Origin of the sequence: Halalkalibacterium ligniniphilum (assembly GCF_000334155.1) — a bacterium.
Classification (GTDB): domain Bacteria; phylum Bacillota; class Bacilli; order Bacillales; family Bacillaceae_D; genus Halalkalibacterium; species Halalkalibacterium ligniniphilum.
In genome coordinates this window covers 16,205-35,758 of record NZ_ANNK01000162.1, presented here as the reverse complement: position 1 = coordinate 35,758, position 19,554 = coordinate 16,205, and the positions used below count along the sequence as shown (strand labels likewise).

16 protein-coding genes and 2 pseudogenes are annotated in these 19,554 nt (G+C 39.7%); 12 read left to right on the top strand and 6 right to left on the bottom strand.

The window, feature by feature from the left end; translation table 11 throughout:
* Positions 1–42 precede the first annotated feature (42 nt).
* Together BLT_RS0119770 and BLT_RS0119765 are read left to right on the top strand one after the other, a co-directional pair.
* Positions 43–2,475: a heavy metal translocating P-type ATPase gene (locus tag BLT_RS0119770; RefSeq protein WP_017729436.1), complete on the top strand. Its 2,433-nt coding sequence runs from the start codon at positions 43–45 to the stop codon at positions 2,473–2,475.
* Positions 2,476–2,505: 30 nt separating this feature from the next.
* Entirely contained in the window at positions 2,506–2,814 is a 309-nt protein-coding gene (locus tag BLT_RS0119765; RefSeq protein WP_017729435.1) for a metal-sensing transcriptional repressor, read from the top strand.
* Between the two features lie 68 nt (positions 2,815–2,882).
* Here BLT_RS0119765 and BLT_RS0119760 read toward each other — a convergent pair whose 3' ends face one another.
* Together BLT_RS0119760 and BLT_RS0119755 are read right to left on the bottom strand one after the other, a co-directional pair.
* A complete protein-coding gene (locus BLT_RS0119760) occupies positions 2,883–3,080 on the bottom strand; it encodes a YdiK family protein (protein WP_017729434.1) in 198 nt (65 codons plus the stop codon).
* Positions 3,077–3,796: a CPBP family intramembrane glutamic endopeptidase gene (locus BLT_RS0119755; RefSeq protein ID WP_017729433.1), complete on the bottom strand. Its 720-nt coding sequence runs from the start codon at positions 3,794–3,796 to the stop codon at positions 3,077–3,079. Before BLT_RS0119755 ends, BLT_RS0119760 begins: the two co-directional genes overlap by 4 nt.
* 286 nt (positions 3,797–4,082) lie before the next feature.
* Here BLT_RS0119755 and groES point away from each other — a divergent pair, with 286 nt between their 5' ends.
* Both groES and groL read left to right on the top strand, forming a co-directional pair.
* On the top strand, positions 4,083–4,367 hold the full coding sequence (groES, locus tag BLT_RS0119745; RefSeq protein WP_017729431.1) for a co-chaperone GroES: 285 nt from the start codon (positions 4,083–4,085) through the stop codon (positions 4,365–4,367).
* Between the two features lie 52 nt (positions 4,368–4,419).
* Positions 4,420–6,060: a chaperonin GroEL gene (groL, locus tag BLT_RS0119740; RefSeq protein ID WP_017729430.1), complete on the top strand. Its 1,641-nt coding sequence runs from the start codon at positions 4,420–4,422 to the stop codon at positions 6,058–6,060.
* A gap of 88 nt (positions 6,061–6,148) precedes the next feature.
* Here the strand turns inward: groL and BLT_RS0119735 are convergent.
* Positions 6,149–6,340: pseudogene (locus BLT_RS0119735) on the bottom strand (tyrosine-type recombinase/integrase); the annotation flags it as partial.
* Between the two features lie 434 nt (positions 6,341–6,774).
* Here BLT_RS0119735 and BLT_RS23880 point away from each other — a divergent pair.
* Complete coding sequence (locus BLT_RS23880; RefSeq protein WP_152414414.1) at positions 6,775–7,032, top strand: hypothetical protein; 258 nt, start codon at positions 6,775–6,777, stop codon at positions 7,030–7,032.
* Positions 7,033–7,361: 329 nt separating this feature from the next.
* Here BLT_RS23880 and BLT_RS0119725 read toward each other — a convergent pair whose 3' ends face one another.
* The gene (locus BLT_RS0119725; protein ID WP_017729427.1) at positions 7,362–8,444 is read right to left on the bottom strand and encodes a type I restriction endonuclease; all 1,083 of its coding nucleotides are present in this window, start codon (positions 8,442–8,444) and stop codon (positions 7,362–7,364) included.
* A 16-nt stretch (positions 8,445–8,460) separates the two neighbouring features.
* Positions 8,461–8,658, bottom strand: coding sequence for a helix-turn-helix transcriptional regulator (locus tag BLT_RS0119720; RefSeq protein ID WP_017729426.1), 198 nt, complete (start codon positions 8,656–8,658; stop codon positions 8,461–8,463).
* 1,273 nt (positions 8,659–9,931) lie between these two features.
* Between BLT_RS0119720 and fmdA the strand changes: the two genes are divergently transcribed.
* The 3 genes and pseudogenes from fmdA to tnpA all read left to right on the top strand — a co-directional run bounded on the left by fmdA (position 9,932) and on the right by tnpA (position 12,069).
* Positions 9,932–11,116, top strand: a complete 1,185-nt coding sequence (gene fmdA / locus BLT_RS0119715) for a formamidase (RefSeq protein ID WP_017729425.1) — start codon at positions 9,932–9,934, stop codon at positions 11,114–11,116.
* 83 nt (positions 11,117–11,199) lie between these two features.
* Positions 11,200–11,481, top strand: coding sequence for a zinc ribbon domain-containing protein (locus BLT_RS0119710; RefSeq protein ID WP_017729424.1), 282 nt, complete (start codon positions 11,200–11,202; stop codon positions 11,479–11,481).
* 139 nt (positions 11,482–11,620) lie between these two features.
* Positions 11,621–12,069, top strand: a pseudogene (tnpA, locus tag BLT_RS22485) (IS200/IS605 family transposase).
* A gap of 435 nt (positions 12,070–12,504) precedes the next feature.
* On the opposite strand, the gene BLT_RS0119700 reads toward tnpA, so the two are convergent.
* Positions 12,505–13,638 carry a zinc-dependent alcohol dehydrogenase gene (locus tag BLT_RS0119700; RefSeq protein ID WP_017729422.1) on the bottom strand — a complete coding sequence of 378 codons (1,134 nt, stop codon included), beginning with the start codon at positions 13,636–13,638 and terminating at the stop codon, positions 12,505–12,507.
* A gap of 171 nt (positions 13,639–13,809) precedes the next feature.
* Between BLT_RS0119700 and BLT_RS0119695 the strand changes: the two genes are divergently transcribed.
* The 4 genes from BLT_RS0119695 (at position 13,810) to BLT_RS0119680 (ending at position 19,553) form a co-directional block, all read left to right on the top strand.
* Positions 13,810–14,538 carry a gamma-glutamyl-gamma-aminobutyrate hydrolase family protein gene (locus BLT_RS0119695; RefSeq protein ID WP_017729421.1) on the top strand — a complete coding sequence of 243 codons (729 nt, stop codon included), beginning with the start codon at positions 13,810–13,812 and terminating at the stop codon, positions 14,536–14,538.
* A 678-nt stretch (positions 14,539–15,216) separates the two neighbouring features.
* Complete coding sequence (gene eutB, locus BLT_RS0119690) at positions 15,217–16,218, top strand: hydroxyectoine utilization dehydratase EutB (RefSeq protein ID WP_017729419.1); 1,002 nt, start codon at positions 15,217–15,219, stop codon at positions 16,216–16,218.
* 27 nt (positions 16,219–16,245) lie between these two features.
* On the top strand, positions 16,246–17,958 hold the full coding sequence (locus BLT_RS0119685; RefSeq protein WP_017729418.1) for a PucR family transcriptional regulator: 1,713 nt from the start codon (positions 16,246–16,248) through the stop codon (positions 17,956–17,958).
* A gap of 374 nt (positions 17,959–18,332) precedes the next feature.
* Positions 18,333–19,553, top strand: a complete 1,221-nt coding sequence (locus BLT_RS0119680) for a M24 family metallopeptidase (protein ID WP_017729417.1) — start codon at positions 18,333–18,335, stop codon at positions 19,551–19,553.
* Position 19,554 lies beyond the last annotated feature (1 nt).

The following is a 19,554-nucleotide window of genomic DNA, read 5'->3' as shown; positions in this document are numbered from 1 at the left end:
CTTAATACCCTATAAGGGTATTAAGTATAAGGAGGAAAAAAGATGAGTGAAAAAAAGGAAGTAACGCTCCAGATAAAAGGAATGACGTGTGCCGCTTGTGCCACTCGGATAGAGAAAGGATTACAGCGGTTAGAGGGGGTAGAGGAAGCGAATGTCAATCTTGCCCTTGAACGCTCAACCGTCAAATATAATCCTGGAGAGACAAACACAAGGGCAATGGTGGATAAGGTACAACAGTTAGGCTATGACGTCGCACTAGAGAAAGCGGAGTTTGACGTCATTGGTATGACATGTGCTGCCTGCTCCACACGAGTAGAGAAAAAGCTGAACCAACTCGATGGTGTCAAAAAAGCAACGGTCAACCTTGCTCTTGAAACAGCGACAGTTGAATATGAGCCAAATAGTGTTGCAGTTGACGATATGGAAGAAGCCATTGATAAAATCGGCTATACCTTAAAACGAAAACAAGACGGAAATGCAGAACGAGTTGATCATAGAGAAGAAGAAATTAAAAAGCAGCGGAATCGATTTATTCTCTCCGCGATATTATCATTACCCTTATTGTGGTCCATGGTCACCCACTTTGAATTCACTTCATTCATTTGGATGCCTCATTTCCTTATGGACCCATGGGTACAGCTTGCTCTTGCGACACCAGTTCAATTTTATATTGGAGCGCCATTTTACGTCGGAGCATACAAGGCATTACGAAATAAAAGCGCCAATATGGATGTCCTTGTGGCACTCGGGACATCAGCTGCCTATTTTTACAGTATCTACTTAGGCTATGAATGGTTATACGGAACAAGTGAAGCGATGATGCCTGAATTATACTTTGAGACAGCAGCGATTATCATTACCTTAATTGTCCTCGGAAAGTTTTTTGAAGCACGGGCAAAAGGAAGAACGAGTGAAGCGATTAAAAAGCTGCTAAGCCTGCAAGCAAAAACAGCACGAGTCCTTCGAAACGGCGAAGAAATTGATCTTCCCATCGAAGAAGTCGTCGTTGGTGACAACTTGCTTATTAAGCCCGGAGAAAAAATACCAGTAGATGGTATCATTCTTGAAGGGAGATCAGCCGTGGATGAATCCATGATCACAGGTGAGAGTATTCCTGTTGATAAACAAGCAGGCGATCCAGTCATTGGCGCCACAATTAATAAAAATGGTGCCATTACAGTCGAAGCAAATCGAATTGGCAAAGATACCGCTCTTGCTCAAATTGTCAAAGTGGTTGAGGAAGCGCAAGGGTCAAAGGCGAACATTCAGCGTATGGCGGATAAAGTTTCAGGGGTTTTTGTCCCGATTGTCATTGGGATTGCCATTGTCACGTTTTTCATATGGTATTTTATTGTTACACCAGGTGACCTTGGTAGTGCGTTAATTCCGACGATCTCAATTCTAGTCATTGCTTGTCCGTGTGCCTTAGGCTTAGCAACACCAACGTCGATTATGGCAGGATCTGGTCGAGCAGCTGAAATGGGAGTCCTTTATAAGGGTGGAGAGCATCTAGAAAATACCCAGTCGATTACCACCGTTGTATTGGATAAAACAGGGACGATTACAAAGGGGCAGCCATCCTTAACGGATGTCTACACCGCAGATGGCATTTCAGAAAAAACGCTGTTAACCTATGTCGGGTCTGCAGAGAAGCGTTCAGAACACCCACTTGCGATTGCATTAGTTGAGGGAGTAAAGGAAAAAGGATATGCATTATCTGACCCTGAAGAGTTTGAAGCAATACCTGGTTATGGTGTAACATCAAAAGTACAAAACACGAGTGTATTGGTAGGAACGAAGCGGCTCATGGATAGCCATTCAATTGATGTAAAAAGCGCAACCGATGTCGTCTTATCATTAGAGAATGAAGGAAAAACAGCGATGTATGTTGCCATTGATGGTCAATATGCAGGGGTTGTTGCTGTTGCCGATACGGTAAAAGAGTCCTCGAAATCGGCGATTGAGCGATTAAAGGGACTTGGTCTTGAAGTCTATATGCTGACAGGTGATAACCAGCGAACAGCTGAAGCGATTGCTAAAGAGGTTGGCATTGACAATGTAATCGCAGAGGTATTACCTGAGGAAAAAGGGGAGCAAATCAAACGTCTACAACAGCAAGGTAAAAAGGTGGCGATGGTCGGCGATGGGATTAATGATGCCCCTGCCCTTGCCATTGCCGATATCGGAATGGCCATTGGTACAGGTACCGACATTGCGATTGAGGCTGCAGACATTACCCTCATGCGTGGGGACTTAAATAGTGTTGCCGATGCTGTTATGATGAGCAAGAAGACCATGCGAAACATTAAACAAAACTTGTTTTTCGCTTTTGTTTACAATACTTCAGGGATTCCGATTGCGGCCGTTGGTCTCTTAGCGCCTTGGGTTGCAGGGGCAGCGATGGCATTTAGCTCCGTATCGGTTGTCTTAAATGCCTTGAGACTTCAACGAATCTCATTAAAAAATAACAAGTAGTGCATTTTGCAAAGAAAGGGGGAAGGTCTAATGGAGCATCATAAAACAGAAAAAACACTTGCTCACCCAAGAAGTGAAAAGGAAAAAGAGCAAATGGTAAACCGCCTCAAGCGAATTGAAGGTCAAGTGCGTGGCATCCAAAAAATGATCGAGGATGATCGCTACTGTGTCGATATTCTCGTGCAAATGTCCGCGATTGATGCAGCTTTAAAAAAGGTCAGTTTGAATCTATTAAAACGTCATACGAGCCATTGTGTCGTGGACGCTGTAAATAATGGGAAAAGCGAAGAGGCTGTCGATGAATTAATGGATGTCTTTGAGCGTTTCTCGAAGATTTAATGAAACGTTTGTTTAAATGAAAAAGGGGAAGGACTGAATACTATTGACCTTCCCCTTTTTATTATTTTTTACTTATCGTCTTTTTTGATTTGTTTGCCCATTCTATAAAACCGAACAGCAATCATCAGGTCAACGGCTGCAAGTCCGATAAAGAGATAGGTCCAAAAATTCCATCCTGCAAGATTGACGTTTTGAATCGCTAAGTAAACAAATAGGAACGAAATCAACACATAGACGACCGCCATAAAAACAGGAGATGTCCTCATAACAAGCCTCCAATAAACATGGACATTGACATTTCTTCAAGCTGTCGCTGCAGATTCATCAAATCATCGTAGAAAACAACATTGACGAGGGCCACGAACAGGTTCAGTGCTACATGGGCAACAATCGGTACAAGGATTCGCTTTGTTTTTACATATAAGAACGCAAACACAAAGCCCATTGCGGTATAAATCAACAAATGAGTAAAGTCAAAATGAACAGCGGCAAAAATAAGAGAACTTACAAAGCCGGCAATCCAAAAATTAAAACGCTTATATAAGGCACCAAAGATCACTAAACGGAAAATAATTTCCTCTAAAATCGGTCCAAGAACAGAAATGACAATGATAAAGCTTGGAACGGCCCGTGCAAATTCAACAATCGTTTCTGTGTTTTCAGAGCCTGGTTCAATACCAAACAAAGTCATTTCTAAAAAAGCAGCAATATATTGAGCCGCAAACACCATAAAAACACCAATAATCGACCAGCGAATGGCTTCTCCACGTGAGGAACGATCCCTTGTAAGATGGCGGTTACGCATATCCGGTATAAGAAGTAGTAAAACAATTGTTAAGCCGATGCTGAAGCTAATCATACTCCAAATTCCAGGAATCCGATCTTGGGAAACACCCATATTACGTAAAAGAATCATACCTGGGAAAGCAGAGAGCTGAATGAGCGCGTATGTAATTAAAATCCACCAATATCGTTTATTCAATACACTGTCTCCTTTTCATTCTTCGTCCACTTTTTGTATTTTATCATAGTTATTCAAGAAATTCAGAAGGAATGCACGCTTCATGTGACGAAAAAGAGAAAGCGAATAAAGAAGACAAGCAATGGAGATAGTAGAAAATGTTGTCGATTTTCGTCTACTTTTAAAAAAATATGCGAAGGGCTTGCAAAATTTCCTGGATGTGATTATTATAATAATTGTGTTAGCACTCAAACTTAACGAGTGCTAATAAGGAAAATTTTAAAAGCTCTAAAGGAGGGTGTTTTCCTTGTTAAAGCCATTAGGTGATCGTGTCATTATTGAGCAAGTGGAAAGTGAAGAGAAAACGGCGAGTGGGATTGTTCTGCCGGATTCTGCAAAAGAAAAGCCACAAGAAGGGAAAATCGTTGCTGTTGGTACAGGACGTGTCACAGACAACGGTGAGCGCATTGCTCTTGAAGTAAAAGAGGGTGACTCAATCATTTTCTCAAAGTATGCTGGTACAGAAGTAAAGTATGATGGTAAAGAATATTTAATCCTTCGTGAAAGCGATATTTTAGCGATTATCGGTTAATTTACGTAGGGTGATAAACCTACATAGTACACAATATTAGGAGGTAGAAATCATGGCAAAGGACATTAAGTTTAGCGAAGACGCACGCCGTGCAATGCTCCGTGGTGTGGACGCACTTGCGAACGCTGTTAAAGTGACGCTTGGACCAAAAGGACGTAACGTTGTTCTTGAAAAGAAATTTGGTTCTCCACTTATTACAAATGATGGTGTGACCATTGCAAAAGAAATCGAGCTTGAGGATGCATTCGAAAACATGGGTGCGAAGCTTGTTGCTGAAGTAGCGAGCAAAACAAACGACATCGCTGGGGACGGTACAACAACAGCGACGGTTCTTGCGCAAGCAATGATTCGTGAAGGCCTTAAAAACGTAACATCTGGTGCTAACCCAATGGTTATCCGTAAGGGGATTGAAAAAGCAACTGCAGCAGCAGTTGAAGAGCTTAAGAACATCTCAAAGCCAATCGAAGGCAAAGCATCAATTGCACAAGTTGCTTCAATTTCAGCTGCGGATGAAGAAATCGGACAAATCATTGCTGAAGCAATGGATCGCGTTGGGAATGATGGTGTTATCACAATCGAAGAGTCAAAAGGCTTCTCTACTGAGCTTGAAGTTGTAGAAGGTATGCAATTTGACCGCGGTTATGCATCTCCATACATGGTCACAGATTCTGATAAGATGGAAGCAGTGCTTGACAACCCTTATGTTCTTATCACTGACAAGAAGATTTCTAACATTCAAGAAGTTCTTCCTGTTCTTGAGCAAGTCGTTCAACAAGGTAAGCCAATCCTTATCATCGCTGAAGATGTTGAAGGAGAAGCACTTGCAACACTTGTTGTGAACAAACTACGTGGTACATTCAACGCTGTAGCTGTAAAAGCTCCAGGATTTGGTGACCGTCGTAAAGCGATGCTTGAAGACATCGCAACACTTACAGGTGGTGAAGTGATCACAGAAGATCTAGGTCTTGACCTTAAGTCTGCAAACATCACTCAACTTGGCCGCGCTGGCAAGGTTGTTGTTACGAAAGAAAACACAACCATCGTTGAAGGTGCAGGCGAAGCAGACCAAATCGCTGCTCGCGTAAACCAAATTAAAGCTCAGCTTGAAGAAACAACATCTGAGTTTGACAAGGAAAAGCTTCAAGAGCGCCTTGCTAAGCTTGCTGGTGGTGTAGCTGTTCTTAAAGTTGGTGCAGCAACTGAAACAGAATTAAAAGAACGTAAACTTCGCATTGAAGATGCGTTAAACTCTACTCGCGCTGCAGTGGAAGAAGGTATCGTAGCTGGTGGTGGTACAGCGCTCGTTAACGTTATCAAAGCAGTTGAAGCAGTTGATGCGGAGGGTGACGAAGCAACGGGTGTAAACATTGTCCTACGTGCTCTAGAAGAGCCAGTTCGACAAATTGCACACAACGCTGGTCTTGAAGGATCTGTTATCGTTGAACGCCTAAAAGGCGAACCAGTTGGCCAAGGTTTCAACGCTGCAACTGGCGAGTGGGTAAACATGGTTGAAGCTGGAATTGTCGACCCAACAAAGGTTACACGTTCTGCACTTCAACACGCAGCAAGCGTATCTGCAATGTTCCTAACAACTGAAGCTGTTATCGCTGACAAGCCAGAAGAAAACGCTGGCGGCGGCATGCCTGACATGGGCGGCATGGGCGGTATGGGTGGAATGGGCGGCATGATGTAAAATAGCCCCAAGACCTCTTGTGTATCAAGGGCTTGAGGCTATACCACCCTAAAATTGGTGCCGTTTTGGTGCCTATATGTTAAATAAACTAATTTTCGAGGCTTCTCATTAGTTCGCCGAACTTCTGGGAAGCTTCTTTTTTCATCTCTTTGGTCACATGTAAATATACATTTTTTGTTGTGTCTTCATCCTTATGTCCTAATCGTTCCATTATTTGTGGAAGACTTACTCTTATCTCTGCTAAAAGAGACGTGTGCGTGTGACTAAGAGAATGTGGAGTGAACAATTCAAGAAATGTTCGGATGTCGATTAGACACATAGTAAAAAAATATATTGCTAACGAATCGTTTCCTCCGACCGTAGCGGGATTGAAAAAGTATGCTCTTAACCAGCATCCAGCTTATACAAGGAATGAATAGCATTTGAGGTTTGTAGAGGATCTGAGAGACGAAAATGAAAAGCGCTGAATATACTTACTAGGATGCGTCCTGAAGGATAATAGCACGCTAAGACCCGAATGCGGCTGTTAGATTTTATCCGAAAGAAACGTCAACTACAGAAAATTTGTATCTATCCGTAACTTTTAATGAACCACCAACAGTGCCAACCGCAACATCGACGCTTACGACAAACACAAATCATTATCGATGACGGATTTACCGCACGAGTGTTAGCTAATGAAGATGAGTATGTCACGAATTCATTATCGGTATCTTGCAGGATGCAGGGATTACGACAATTAACATTGAGCGCTCAGACAAGCAGTTTCCTACGTGGTTATCATGGGATCCGAATGTATCGAGGTTAGAAGTCGTTCATGAGCTTCTCGCTGTCATCAACTACGAAAAACTATATGTCGATGAATACGGCTACTTTGTCAGTCGTCCATACTGTTCGCCAGCACCGCGTTCATCGGAGTATGCCTATTTTACCGATAATTGTCGGTTATTACACCAGACGCAACAGCAATAGAGGATTATTTTAATGTCCGAATGAATGGGTGGGGGAGGGGGATTGTGTAAGAACCTGATCGTGTTCCTTTAACCTACACGTATCAAAATACAAATCCTGACTGTCCAACGAGTATTCCGAATCGAGGGCGCACAATTACAAAATACATGACAAGCTCTTTTCTTCTTCCTGTCTTAATACTTAAATCCGCTATGGTATATGTTTTACGCTCAATGTCGCTTAACTTTGGTTTTTCAAAAAACATGAGAAACACCTTTTTAGCTGATTACATACGAATAAGTGTTTGTTTTTGAAGTAAAAAGAAGAGCCAATTAATGGCTCAAAAATTGTTAACTATTTAGTTGATTCGCGACATTAACTATCTCTTTGCTGTAATTCATAATTTCATTTACATTTTCTATTTTAAAAGTTGTTTTGGTCTCATCGTTTAGTTGAATGTATTTATTTGAAGTATTAAAACCTAGTCTGCAAATCCACTTTCGGATATTGTCGTCTAATAAAACATTAAAGTAACTTTTATTATCTCTGTAGAATACTCTTTCTGCATCAACTGAAGCTTTTAGGATTAACTTAACTAAAACGTATCCTTCAATTTCTTCTGGTGTTGTAACGATTTCGTTTTCTATATTCTTCTCCTCAACTTCGATTTGTTTTTCTGTTGTAGCAGCGACTTCTTTAACAGGAGACTTTTCTTCTGCTGTGGAATTTAAAGCTTTTTGCAATTTGTCATTGACTTTTTCATTTACGAATTGATTTAGCGACTTAATGACAATATTCTTAAAACCATCAATTACTTTTTTAGTTTTCATACCTTGGTAGACATCATTTAGAATAAATTTGATGAATTCTTCATTAGGATTCTCCCACTGTTTTGTTAAAAACAATTTTATTTCATTACTATATTTGAGCTCTGAGGCTGTATTAAGAACATTTACGACATCAAAGTCGTTTTTACGGAATTTTGCTAGCTCTTGGATAGTGTTATCACGTAAATTAAGGATGTTAAATATAAAGAACGGTTTTTGGTCCATTTTGTTTTGTTCATCTAAGTCTGTGAAGAACTTATATTCTATACCATTTGTTAAAATTGCAAACTTTGCTTTTGTTGTACTGAAATATCTATATAATTGCGAGTCATGCTTAGCTAGTTTTTCGTTAACAGATTTAGCTTCTATTAATATGACAGGTTCGTTATTATGGATAATTGCATAATCAATTTTTTCACCTTTTTTAATTCCCACATCTGCTACAAACTCTGGAACAAACTCTTCTGGATTAAATACGTCATAACCTAATGCCTGAATCAAAGGCATTATTAACGATGTTTTAGTTGCTTCTTCTGTTTGGATGTTATCCTTAATCTTTTCAAATCTGCTTGATAAAGCTTTAATGTTTTGTGAGAATTGTTCCATTATAAACACCCCTTGATTATTTTTTATCATTTGTGTATAAGTCATCAACCTTACATTCTAAGAGTGATGCAAGTTTAAAAAGCTTTTCGACTGTTGGGAAGGACTTACCAGTTACCCAATTTGATAGCTGTTTCTGAGAAATTTCCATTTTTTCTGCTACATATTTTCGTTTGTAGCCTTTTTCGTCTATTACCTTACCAATACAACTTTTCATAAATTATCACCAAATTACATTATTCTCTGATTTTTTCAGAAAACCTTTAGAAATATTATTGGGTTATTTATAGAAATAAAATTGTTATAAAAAACTTCTCATTAATACTAATTATCAAATACGTCAAACAAGACGTCAAAAAACAAAGGAGAGATGCGATTTGACAAAAGAATTGGCAATTTATCTACTTGGAGTAAGGACGTCTATTTGACGTCAGAGGGAAGAAAGCAGTTTGAAGCAAATATTAAGGAAGAACAAAAATTGCCCCACAATTCGTTACGATGACACTTTTAAGGAATATGTCGATCGTAATTTTTCATTAAAGATGCTATATCTAATTATTAAAGAAACCTTAATTTACCGCACTTTTTGCACCTTACGTTAAAGATATTACACACTTTCACCTTACTGGCGGCATGATGTAATTCATGCGCCTCGGCAAGAAGTGACGTGTACGTGTGTCTTAAACTATGTGGCGTTAAATCTTCATTTTGTTCTGCGATTCTAAGCAGTCTGTCATTCGGTTTCGCACATTTTTAACCACGGCGGGATAGCCGTATTGTTGTTCCATTTTTGCAAAGATAAAATCTTTGTTATAGCAATCCGCACCTAAACACTTAATTTTGAACGTTTTTGTAATCCTTCAAAGCATTTATCACCTCTTCGTCTACAATTTTTGCTTCACTATAAATTTATCTAAAAGAAGTATTAAACAAGTTAAATAGTCGTTTACATTATAAGAAAAAACAAACCTATCATGAATTAATGTTAGAAGAACGCACTGCTAGCGAATCAAGTAGAGCCTATTCAAAAACAAATGTATCCCATGGGAAGAGGTATTTCGCAGAAATTAATAAAATTGACCAGATCTTTAGTTGAGCAAGCAAAGGACGCGAAAGCTTCGTAGCCTTTTTGATTGTTAAATTATCTGACATGTTATTGTAAAATTCAGAAAAATTTTGCTATAATGAACGTAATTGTTTGTTAAATTTACCGACTAACATCCATTCGTTTTTTCAATGAATCCTCAAAGTTTTTTTCTTAGCTAATACATGGTTGAACATCACAAGAATTCACACTCAGTTACGAATATATTATTCATCTTTCTTTGCTTCTCACAAATATTCTAACCTCTTAGATTCTTTCTTACATATAAATAAACTCTCTATACTTTCATAGATTCATTTTATTTAACAAGAAGGAGTGATGTTAAATGTGATTTCTATCTATTAATATCACAATTTTCCGGTCAAAATAAAGAGGAGGAGATTGTATGCCAGAAACACTTTTTAAAATCGATCTATCAAAGCCAATGGACGAGCAAGAGGTTCCAGGCCATAATAGGTGGCATCCAGATATCCCTGCGGCCATTTCCGTAAACCCAGGAGATGTGTTTAGAATCGAGTGTAAAGATTGGACAGATGGACAAGTTTCTAACAATGATGATCCATCAGATATTCGCGATGTAAACTTAAACAGAGTCCATGTGTTGAGTGGGCCGATCTATGTAAATGGAGTGGAGCCAGGTGATCTCCTTGTTGTTGACCTACTAGACATGGGGGCTATGTCAGAGTCTGAATGGGGGTTTAATGGGATTTTTGCTAGAGAAAATGGTGGGGGATTCTTAACGGACCATTATCCTGATGCAGCAAAATCAATTTGGGATTTTCATGGTATTTATACGACTTCACGTCATATCCCAGGTATTAAGATGCCAGGAATCATTCACCCTGGTTTAATTGGTGTTGCACCATCTCATGAAATGCTTGATAAATGGAATAAGCGTGAACAAGAACTTGTCGATACAGATCCAGATCGCGTTCCAGCACTAGCAACTTTACCAAGTCCAGATTCAGCTGTTTTAGGGAATGTAAAGGGAGCTGAATTTGATCGAATTGCTAGAGAAGGAGCTAGAACGGTTCCACCTCGTGAAAATGGTGGGAATTGTGATATTAAAAACTTATCAAAAGGCTCTCGCATTTATTTCCCTGTTTTCGTGAAGGGCGCTAAGTTATCAATGGGTGATCTTCATTTTTCGCAAGGTGACGGAGAGATTTCATTTTGTGGTGGTATCGAAATGGCTGGCTGGATTGACGTCCATGTAGAGGTCATCAAAGGAGGCATGGCGAAGTATGGCATTGTTAATAATCCAGTTTTCAAACCAGGCCCAGTTGAGCCACGCTTTTCTGATTATCTCACTTTTGAAGGAATTTCAGTTCATGAATTTACTGGGAAGCAACATTACTTGGATGCACACATCGCATATCGTCGGGCTTGCTTAAATGCAATTGATTACTTGAAAACAAGAGGCTTCACTGGTGAACAAGCTTATATGCTTTTAAGTACAGCACCAGTAGAAGGTCGTCTCAGTGGAATTGTGGATATTCCGAATGCTTGTTGTACAGTAGCGATTCCAACAGAAATTTTTGATCAAGATATACGTCCTAAGTTGAAATAACGAGTTAGTTCTTAATCAAGGTTGTACTGGTACAATTAGGTTCCTCTCTTGATTTTAAACTGATACATAGGAGGAGAGAGCATATGCCTTTTTACACATTTGAATGTCCTCAAGATGGTTTCTATGAAGAATGGCATAAAAGTACGGCAACCTATAATGTGCAATCATTTTGCCCACATTGCCAACAAGCTGGAACACGTGTGTTTTTACCACCCAACCTTATTCTTTCACCAAACGCAGTGAGAAAAAGAGTTGAAGCAGGCAAGGAACCTAAAATTGTTAAAAAAGAAAACCTTGGTGGTAAACCACGTCATCAGCATCAACATCAGAAAACGCAACAACGCCCTTGGCAAATTAGCCATTAAATTTTAAAAAGAATGAAAACCCTAGGCTCGGCCTAGGGTTCTGGAAAGCTTCCAGTGAGGTATTAAAAAAACTCTTCCGTGACGCTAAACTATATTTGGTTCGCCAACCAATATATCAAGCACACGGAAGGAGTTTTTAATGTCTCAAAACACTAGCAGTTTAGCACATACAAAATGGAATTGTAAGTATCCCATCGTATTTGCACCACAAGCGATATACGGAAAGTTAAAGAAAGATTAGGTGATGTGAAAGGAAAGACGCAGAAATAATTGAAGCAACAGCTTGTAAGGATCACATACATATGTTGGTCAGTATCCCACCAAAGATAAGTGTGTCCTCTTTTGTAGGATATTTAAAAGGGAAAAGTAGTCTAATGATATGAAATATAAATATGGGGAGCGAAAATTTTGGTGCACTGGTTTTTATGTTGATACGGTAGGAAGAAATAAAAAGGTGATTGAAGAATACATTAAAAATCAAATACAAGATGATGTAGTCGCAGAACATTATGCTTATTAGTGTATGTAGATCCTTTAAGAGCAAACAACCTTAACAGAGCGACAGTTAACACAGTCACAAGAGCTTAGTTAGTTAGAACAGCAATATAATTTAATATTATTAGGACCACCATGATTTTGTCCCCCACATGACCTTCACTTTGATTTATATTGTTTTATTCCCCATGCAATTAAGCCTATACATATGATAAGAAAAAACGCAAAAGTAACAATGAACGTGCCATATGTTGATAGCATAAAAATCAATCCCCCATGAAAAAATTCCTTTCCATTAATTTCTGAAAAACATCAAAAATTTATACATGCTGCTAGCTTTTTATGTGTTGAAGGGCGAATGTGTAATCGCCAACCCAAAAGTTGACCACCCTCTTGTTACTTCGATTAAGTCTCTTTGTATTTACGATAAAAAATGTTTCTAAGGATATTAGTGCTTTTGATAATCGAGATAAACATCATGACACTGCACCTCCAATTTTTCATGGTGGAAGGTGCAGTTCATGATATTTATGGTTTCAAAATTACTTTAATATTGTTGTCCAATTTTTTATCAAAGATTTCATAGCCTTTTGCTGCATCCTCCAGTGACAGCTTATGTGTAATGATATCAGTGGGATCGAAATTTTCATTTTCAATCATCTCGTACAATTTAGGCATAAGGTGAATCACGGGTGCTTGGCCCATCTTTAAGGAAACATTACGGCTAAAAAAGTCCCCAAGTGGAAAGTTATTCGCTTCCGTTCCGTAAACACCTGTAAGCTGGACCGTACCAAATTTTCTTACAGACTCAGATGCTGTAAGAATCGGACTGATTGTCCCAAATTGATTATCGTGTTCGGAGCCAAATTTTTTATTGGGCGGCACAGTACCGTCCATCCCCACGCAGTCAATCACTACATCAGCCCCTCCGTCTGTTTCTTCATGTAAGTAAGAGCCTATTTCTTTTATTTTTTTAAAATTGTATGTTTCCACATGATTGGTACGTTTTGCATGTTCGAGACGGTGCTCTACCTGATCGACTGCAATGACTCTTTTTGCTCCCTTCAGCCAAGCAAATTTCTGTGTCATTAGGCCGATTGGTCCGCTTCCTAGTACAATAACAGTATCGCCTTTTTTCACTCCGCTATTTTCCACACTCCAGTAAGCGGTCGGAACAACATCAGATAGAAATAAGACACTTTCATCATCAAGATTACTGGATTCAGGAACTTTAAAAGAAGTGAAATCAGCGTAAGGGACTCTTAAATATTCTGCCTGACCGCCTGGATAGTTACCAAATAGTTTTGTAAAACCAAAAAGGCCTCCAGGCTCCCCGTGTGGGTTTGACTCATCACATTGGCTCTCCATTTGTTGCTGACAGTAAAAGCATTCACCACATCCGATATTAAAAGGGATCACTACTCGATCGCCTTTTTTTAGGTTGTTTACTTCTGATCCAACCTCTTCTACAATGCCCATTGGCTCATGGCCGACCACGTAGTCCTCTTCCGGAGGAATTCCCCCATGGTAGAGGTGAAGATCTGAGCCGCAAATTCCGCTTGCTGTTATTCGAATGATCATATCGCTGCTCTGCTGAATTGTCGGATCATCCACTTCTTTTACCTGCATATTCTGGTTGCCCTGATAGGTTACTGCTTTCATCATATCTCCATCCTTTCCATAAAGGGTAGTAGTCTATATCCGCACCGCGGCAAATTCAAACAATTTTTAAACCAAAGAAAGAAAAGAAAGGCAACCAGGAAACGTTTAAAAATTATATCACGTGGTATGTAGGGAGCATTAACGAATTTCGTCAAAAAGGGGAGAATCAATATGTCGAAGAACAAACCTGTAATAGGCATTAGCAGTTCTGTTGTAGACCATAACGGGATACCAAGTGTTCACCTTCATGAAAAGTACATACTTTCAGTTCAAGAAGCTGGGGGGATACCATTCGTTATTCCTTTAGGTCCAAAAGAGATGACAGAAATTTGGGTTAGCATGTGTGATGGGTTGATTTTAAGCGGGGGCGAGGATGTGGATCCCTTCTCCTATGGAAGCAATCCGGAACCTGGGCTGAGAAAAACAAAAAGGCAACGGGATACAACCGAAAATCACCTAATTGAGGCGGCATACAAAGAAGAAAAACCTATATTCGCGATTTGCAGAGGGATAGCCATGTTAAACACTGCTTTAGGAGGGACGGTTATCCAGGATATAGAAACGGCAATAGAGGAGCCTATTAAACATTATCAAAAAGCAGCAAGACCTACTCCGACTCATGACGTGACAGTATCGGAAAACAGCATGCTGTATGACCTCGTGGGAAGTTCCAACATTCAAGTGAACAGTATGCATCATCAGGCGATCGGAAAAATTGCTCCCGCTCTTCAAGCTGTTGCCCACGCACCGGATGGAGTGGTCGAAGCCGTAGAGGGAAAAGAAAGTCAAAAGCCGATGATCATTGGTGTGCAATGGCACCCGGAAGAGATGGCATTAGAGAATGAGACGATGCTGAGGATTTTCGAAAGGTTTGTAAGGGAATGCAAGTCAGAGTTTTGAATACGTCCTGTGCAGAAACTCTACAGACCTTTAGGTAAACAATTACATTAGATTACGTACAGCTCTGTTGTTATAAATGAAACATTCAATATTCATTTTAGTCATTATGCCTTTGGGGATAGTCAGGGCAGAATACCAAACAACATGCTTATACAAAAAAGGCACGCTAATTCAACGCGTGTCTCTTTTGATCCAGTTTTATTGTAGCCGCATTATTCCCAAATCTTTCAAATGCTTGCACTATGTATGAGTAATAAAATAGCGCGCAGACATTTAATTGAATGCGGTCTCTGCCCTCTCCTCTATAAGCTTCACTTAGATTTATACTGTTTCCGCGCCCATGCAATTAAGCTTATACATCTAATGAGAAAAAAGGCAAAGGTGCCAATGAACGTTCCGTAGGTTGAAAGCATGAAATGTATCCTCCCAAAAATTCTTTCCATTCATCTCTGAAAAACCTTCAAAGTTTATACATGAGCTAAACCATTTATTAAAGGCGTTTTGGCTGGTATGCATTAAGAATGCCTCTTTATGAATATCCAACTAAAAAACCGTTTAGAAAAATTTTGTAATGTAACCTTTCTCATTTTCAAGTAAACTTAAAATAAACAGAATGAAGCCACTTTTCTTAATATTTCTTAAATAAAAACAATCTTTTTATTGAAAGGAACAATAGCCATGATTGATGTGAATTGCCTGATTCCCTCTCATTTGATATGGGAAGCAAGAAAACGGATCTATCAAGTCGTGCAACGGACTCCTTTAATAAAGTCACATTACTTATCAAGTTTGGTAAATGGAAATGTTTATTTAAAGCTTGAAAACACGCATCCCATTTCAGCATTTAAAATTAGAGGTGCTGCAAATAAAATTTTAGGATTACCGTTTGATGAGCAACAAAAAGGGGTGACGACGTTCTCAACAGGCAATCATGGGCTGGCTGTAGCCTATATTGCGAAGCAGCTTGGAATGAAGGCAGTTATTTGCATGTCACCGCGGGTACCGAAGGCAAAGATTGACCGGATTAATGAATTAGGTGCAAAAATTGAGATTTACGGGAAGTCTCAGGATGATGCGAAGGTGCGGTGTGAACAGTTACGAGATGAAGAAGGATTGACCATTATCCCTCCTTTTGATGATAAAGCGATTATTTGTGGCCAAGCAACGATCGGCACAGAGCTAATCGAGGATTTACCAACGATTGATACAGCGATCGTTCCGTTATCAGGTGGAGGACTGCTAGCAGGGATTGGTCTTGCTTTAAAAAGCTATAATAATGCGATTGATATTGTTGGAACCTCAATGGAACGAGGGGCCGTGATGCATGAAAGCTTAAAGGCTGGAAAACCAATTGAATTGGAAGAAGAGGAAACGTTAGCGGACAGTCTTCTTGGAGGAATTGGTCTTAGCAATCAGTATACCTTCCCTTTAGTGAGAGCAATGATCGATCAGACCGAACTTGTTTCCGAGGAAGCGATTTTGAACGCAATGGGCTTATTGATCGATAAGCATCGTTTGATTGTAGAAGGAGCCGCAGCTACAGGAGTCGCTGCACTATTAAAAGAAAAACAAAAGTACGAGAAGAAAAATGTTGTCATTATTATAAGTGGCAGCAATGTCGATATCACCGTTGTTTATGATGTGATGAAAGCATATTTAAATCAGAATCGTATGGTTTAACATGGTAAGGAGGTAGAATAAAAAACAATGCAGGTTACAATGGCAGACATCATGAACTTAGAAATTTTACAGGAGGCAACCGTTCGGGCAGCTGAACAATACTTAAGTGAACGAGATGTAGAATGGCTTTCGATTACAGAGGCACCTGTGGAAAATTTTGTGCGAAAAAATGAATTGGTTTTGACAACAGGAATTGGCTGTGACCATGACATGGACGTATTTAAGCAATTTGTCCATGATGTCGTCGAATCGGGGGCATCAGGACTAGCGATTGCCACAGGAAGATTTATTTTTGATATTCCATATGAAATTTTGGAAATTGCTGAAAAAAACGGCTTTCCGATAATCGAATTGCCTTGGGAACTGAGGTTTGCAGATATTTCCCATCAAGTGATGCAGGAGCTGACAAAAAAACAACAGTATGACTTAGGTGAATCAAAGAAAATCCAAGAGCAATTATTAAATCTAATCTTAAATGGTGAAGGTCTAACAGAGGTTGCGAAATTTGTTTCCAAAAAAATTAACCAACCGATCATTATTACGGATAAGCATTGTATGATAAAAGGAATCCATCCTGTCTCCCGATCCTTAAGTGATAAGTGGGGAGCCCTTGTTGAATCAAGTGTCCTACCTCTTATGGAGGATGAAGCAACGTTTTCTCGCGATCCTCTACAGATGAAGGTGCAGACTGTCGAGCATAGTGGGCAGCCTGTCATTCAGCTTCCAATTATTAAAAGCTATAATCGCATCCAAGGGTATTTATATGTATTACCAAAAAATAAACGAACAGACCTAGACGATCTCTTAAATCGGTATGTAAGCAATATTTTAGAGCATGCGGTCACAACGGCTGCCTTTTGGTTTCTCCGGGAAAATGCGATTGAAGAGACGGAGGTAAGACTTCGAGATGACTTCGTTACAAGACTCGCATTAGAGCCGATTGAATCATGGGAAAGGGTTGTTCGAAGAGGAAAAGTATTAGGCTATAACATTGAGTTGCCTTTTGTTTGCATCGTTGCAACATTAGAAAAAATGGAAGTCTATTATCATAAAGTGAAAAATGTGCAAGGCTCCTATCAGGAGTGGCTTCAAAGCATGGTTCATTATATTGAAGAAGAGCTTATTCATTCAGCACAATCTCTCCAAAGACAACTTATGGTAACCAATAAAAACGAAGAATTAATTTTATTTTTAGAAACAACAAGTGGCGACTCCTCTTATGATTCGGTCAATGACTTTCTAGACCTAGTTGATCGGCGGCTCACGAATCTCCTTCCTGATCTTAACATCCTTTGGGCAATTGGCAGCCAGCATGAGCGGCCGAATCAATTTTACAAAAGCTATAAGGAAGCAAAGCTTTCTCTCTACATTGGCAAGAAAAAGGGAGCGCTGCATCGTCGAATTCATTATTACGATACAACGTTTGAACGTGCGATTTTGTCCCTTATGAAAAATGATGAAATGATTGATATTGTCTCGGCTACTATTTATCCGCTCGTACAATATGATGAGAAAAAGGAAAACGATCTGATTAAGACGTTTAATGTATTTTTTAATCATCAATGCAATGTAAGCAAGACGGCAAGAGCGTTAAACCTTCACCGACAAACGCTTCTTTACCGGCTCCGAAAAATAGAAAGCCTGACAGGGCTATCTCTTAACAATTCGGATCATCTCTTTTTGTTAACATTAAGCTTAAAGGTTTGGTCCATTGGCCTTGCCAATGACAAGAAGGGATAGACAAAACAGAAACATACAAGGACGGTTTGCTCTTCCTAAAAGGAAGGAAACGCTTAGTCTATGCGAGCAAATTATCCCTTTTCCACAGAAACACCTACTACCCGTTTGGATGCGTTGTAGTAGGTGTTTTTAGCTGAAAAATAAAGGAGGGATCTGTCAGCTTCATTTGAAATTGGGCCCAGGAAGGGAAATGGCCTTTTAGAAGGTGTCTAGCGAAAGCTGAGTATTTCTCGGAAACATTATCTAACAGGGTGCCAGCAAAATTGATGAAAAAAAGAAAAAAACTTCATACATTTTTGAGAATATATTTTCTTTTCATAAGCCATTAAGATAAAGGTATAAAGTTGTTATTACATGCAGAGGGGAAATGCATTATGAGTAACTTTTCTCATGCAGAATATAAGCAAAGGCTCATGAGAACAAAAGAGCGGATGGCGAAGGAAGGAATCGACGTTTTGCTCGTAACAGACCCTGCAAATATGTGTTATCTATCAGGATATGATGGCTGGTCGTTTTACGTACATCAAATGCTCATTGTGATCATTGATGAAGAGCAGCCGCTGTGGATTGGTAGAGGAATGGACGCAAATGTTGCGAAGGTTACAAGCTGGCTCTATCATGACAACATTATCCCGTATTCAGATGATTATGTTCAATCAACAACCAAACACCCGATGGATTTTGTTGCCAATATCTTAACTGAGATCGGTCAGGGAAAGCGTTCAATTGGGGTTGAAATGGACAATTATTATTTTACTGCAAAATGCTATATACAGCTTCAAAAGGGGTTGCCTAATGCAAGCTTCCAAGACAGTACCAATCTCGTAAACTGGGTTCGAATCATTAAGTCCGATGCAGAAATTGAATATATGAGAAGAGCGGCAAGAATTGTAGAACATGCGATGCAAGTGGGGGTTAACTCCATTGCAAGCGGAGTTCGTGAATGTGATGTCGCAGCAAAGATTTACGAAACGCAAATTTCTGGTACGAAAGAGTTTGGAGGTGACTATCCAGCTATCGTTCCCCTTATGCCAGCTGGTAAAAAGACGTCAACACCTCATATGACATGGAGTGAAGACAAATATGAAAAAGGCATGACTGCCATTCTTGAACTGGCAGGCTGCTACAAACGATACCATAGTCCGATGGCACGAACTGTGCATCTAGGGAAACCAACGGACAAAGTCAAAGATTTAGCAGAAACAGTGATTGAAGGAATAAATGCAGCCATCGACATGATTAAACCAGGGATTGCCTGTGAAGAGGTAGAGGCTGTTTGGCGGAAAACAATTGAAAAGCGAGGCTTTAAAAAAGACTCAAGAATTGGGTATTCCATGGGATTGAATTATCCACCAGATTGGGGCGAGCATACGGCGAGCCTACGCCAAGGGGACAAAACGATTTTGCAGCCGAACATGACGTTTCACTTGATTCCGGGTGTTTGGTATGACGACTTTGGCGTTGAATTAAGCGAAGCATTTAGAGTGACGGAAACAGGCTGTGAAGTGCTGGCTAACTTTCCGAGAGAGCTTTTCGTGAAAGAAGAAATCGATCCAATCGAGCCGCTATTCTTTAACAAAAATGTAGGTGCGTAGG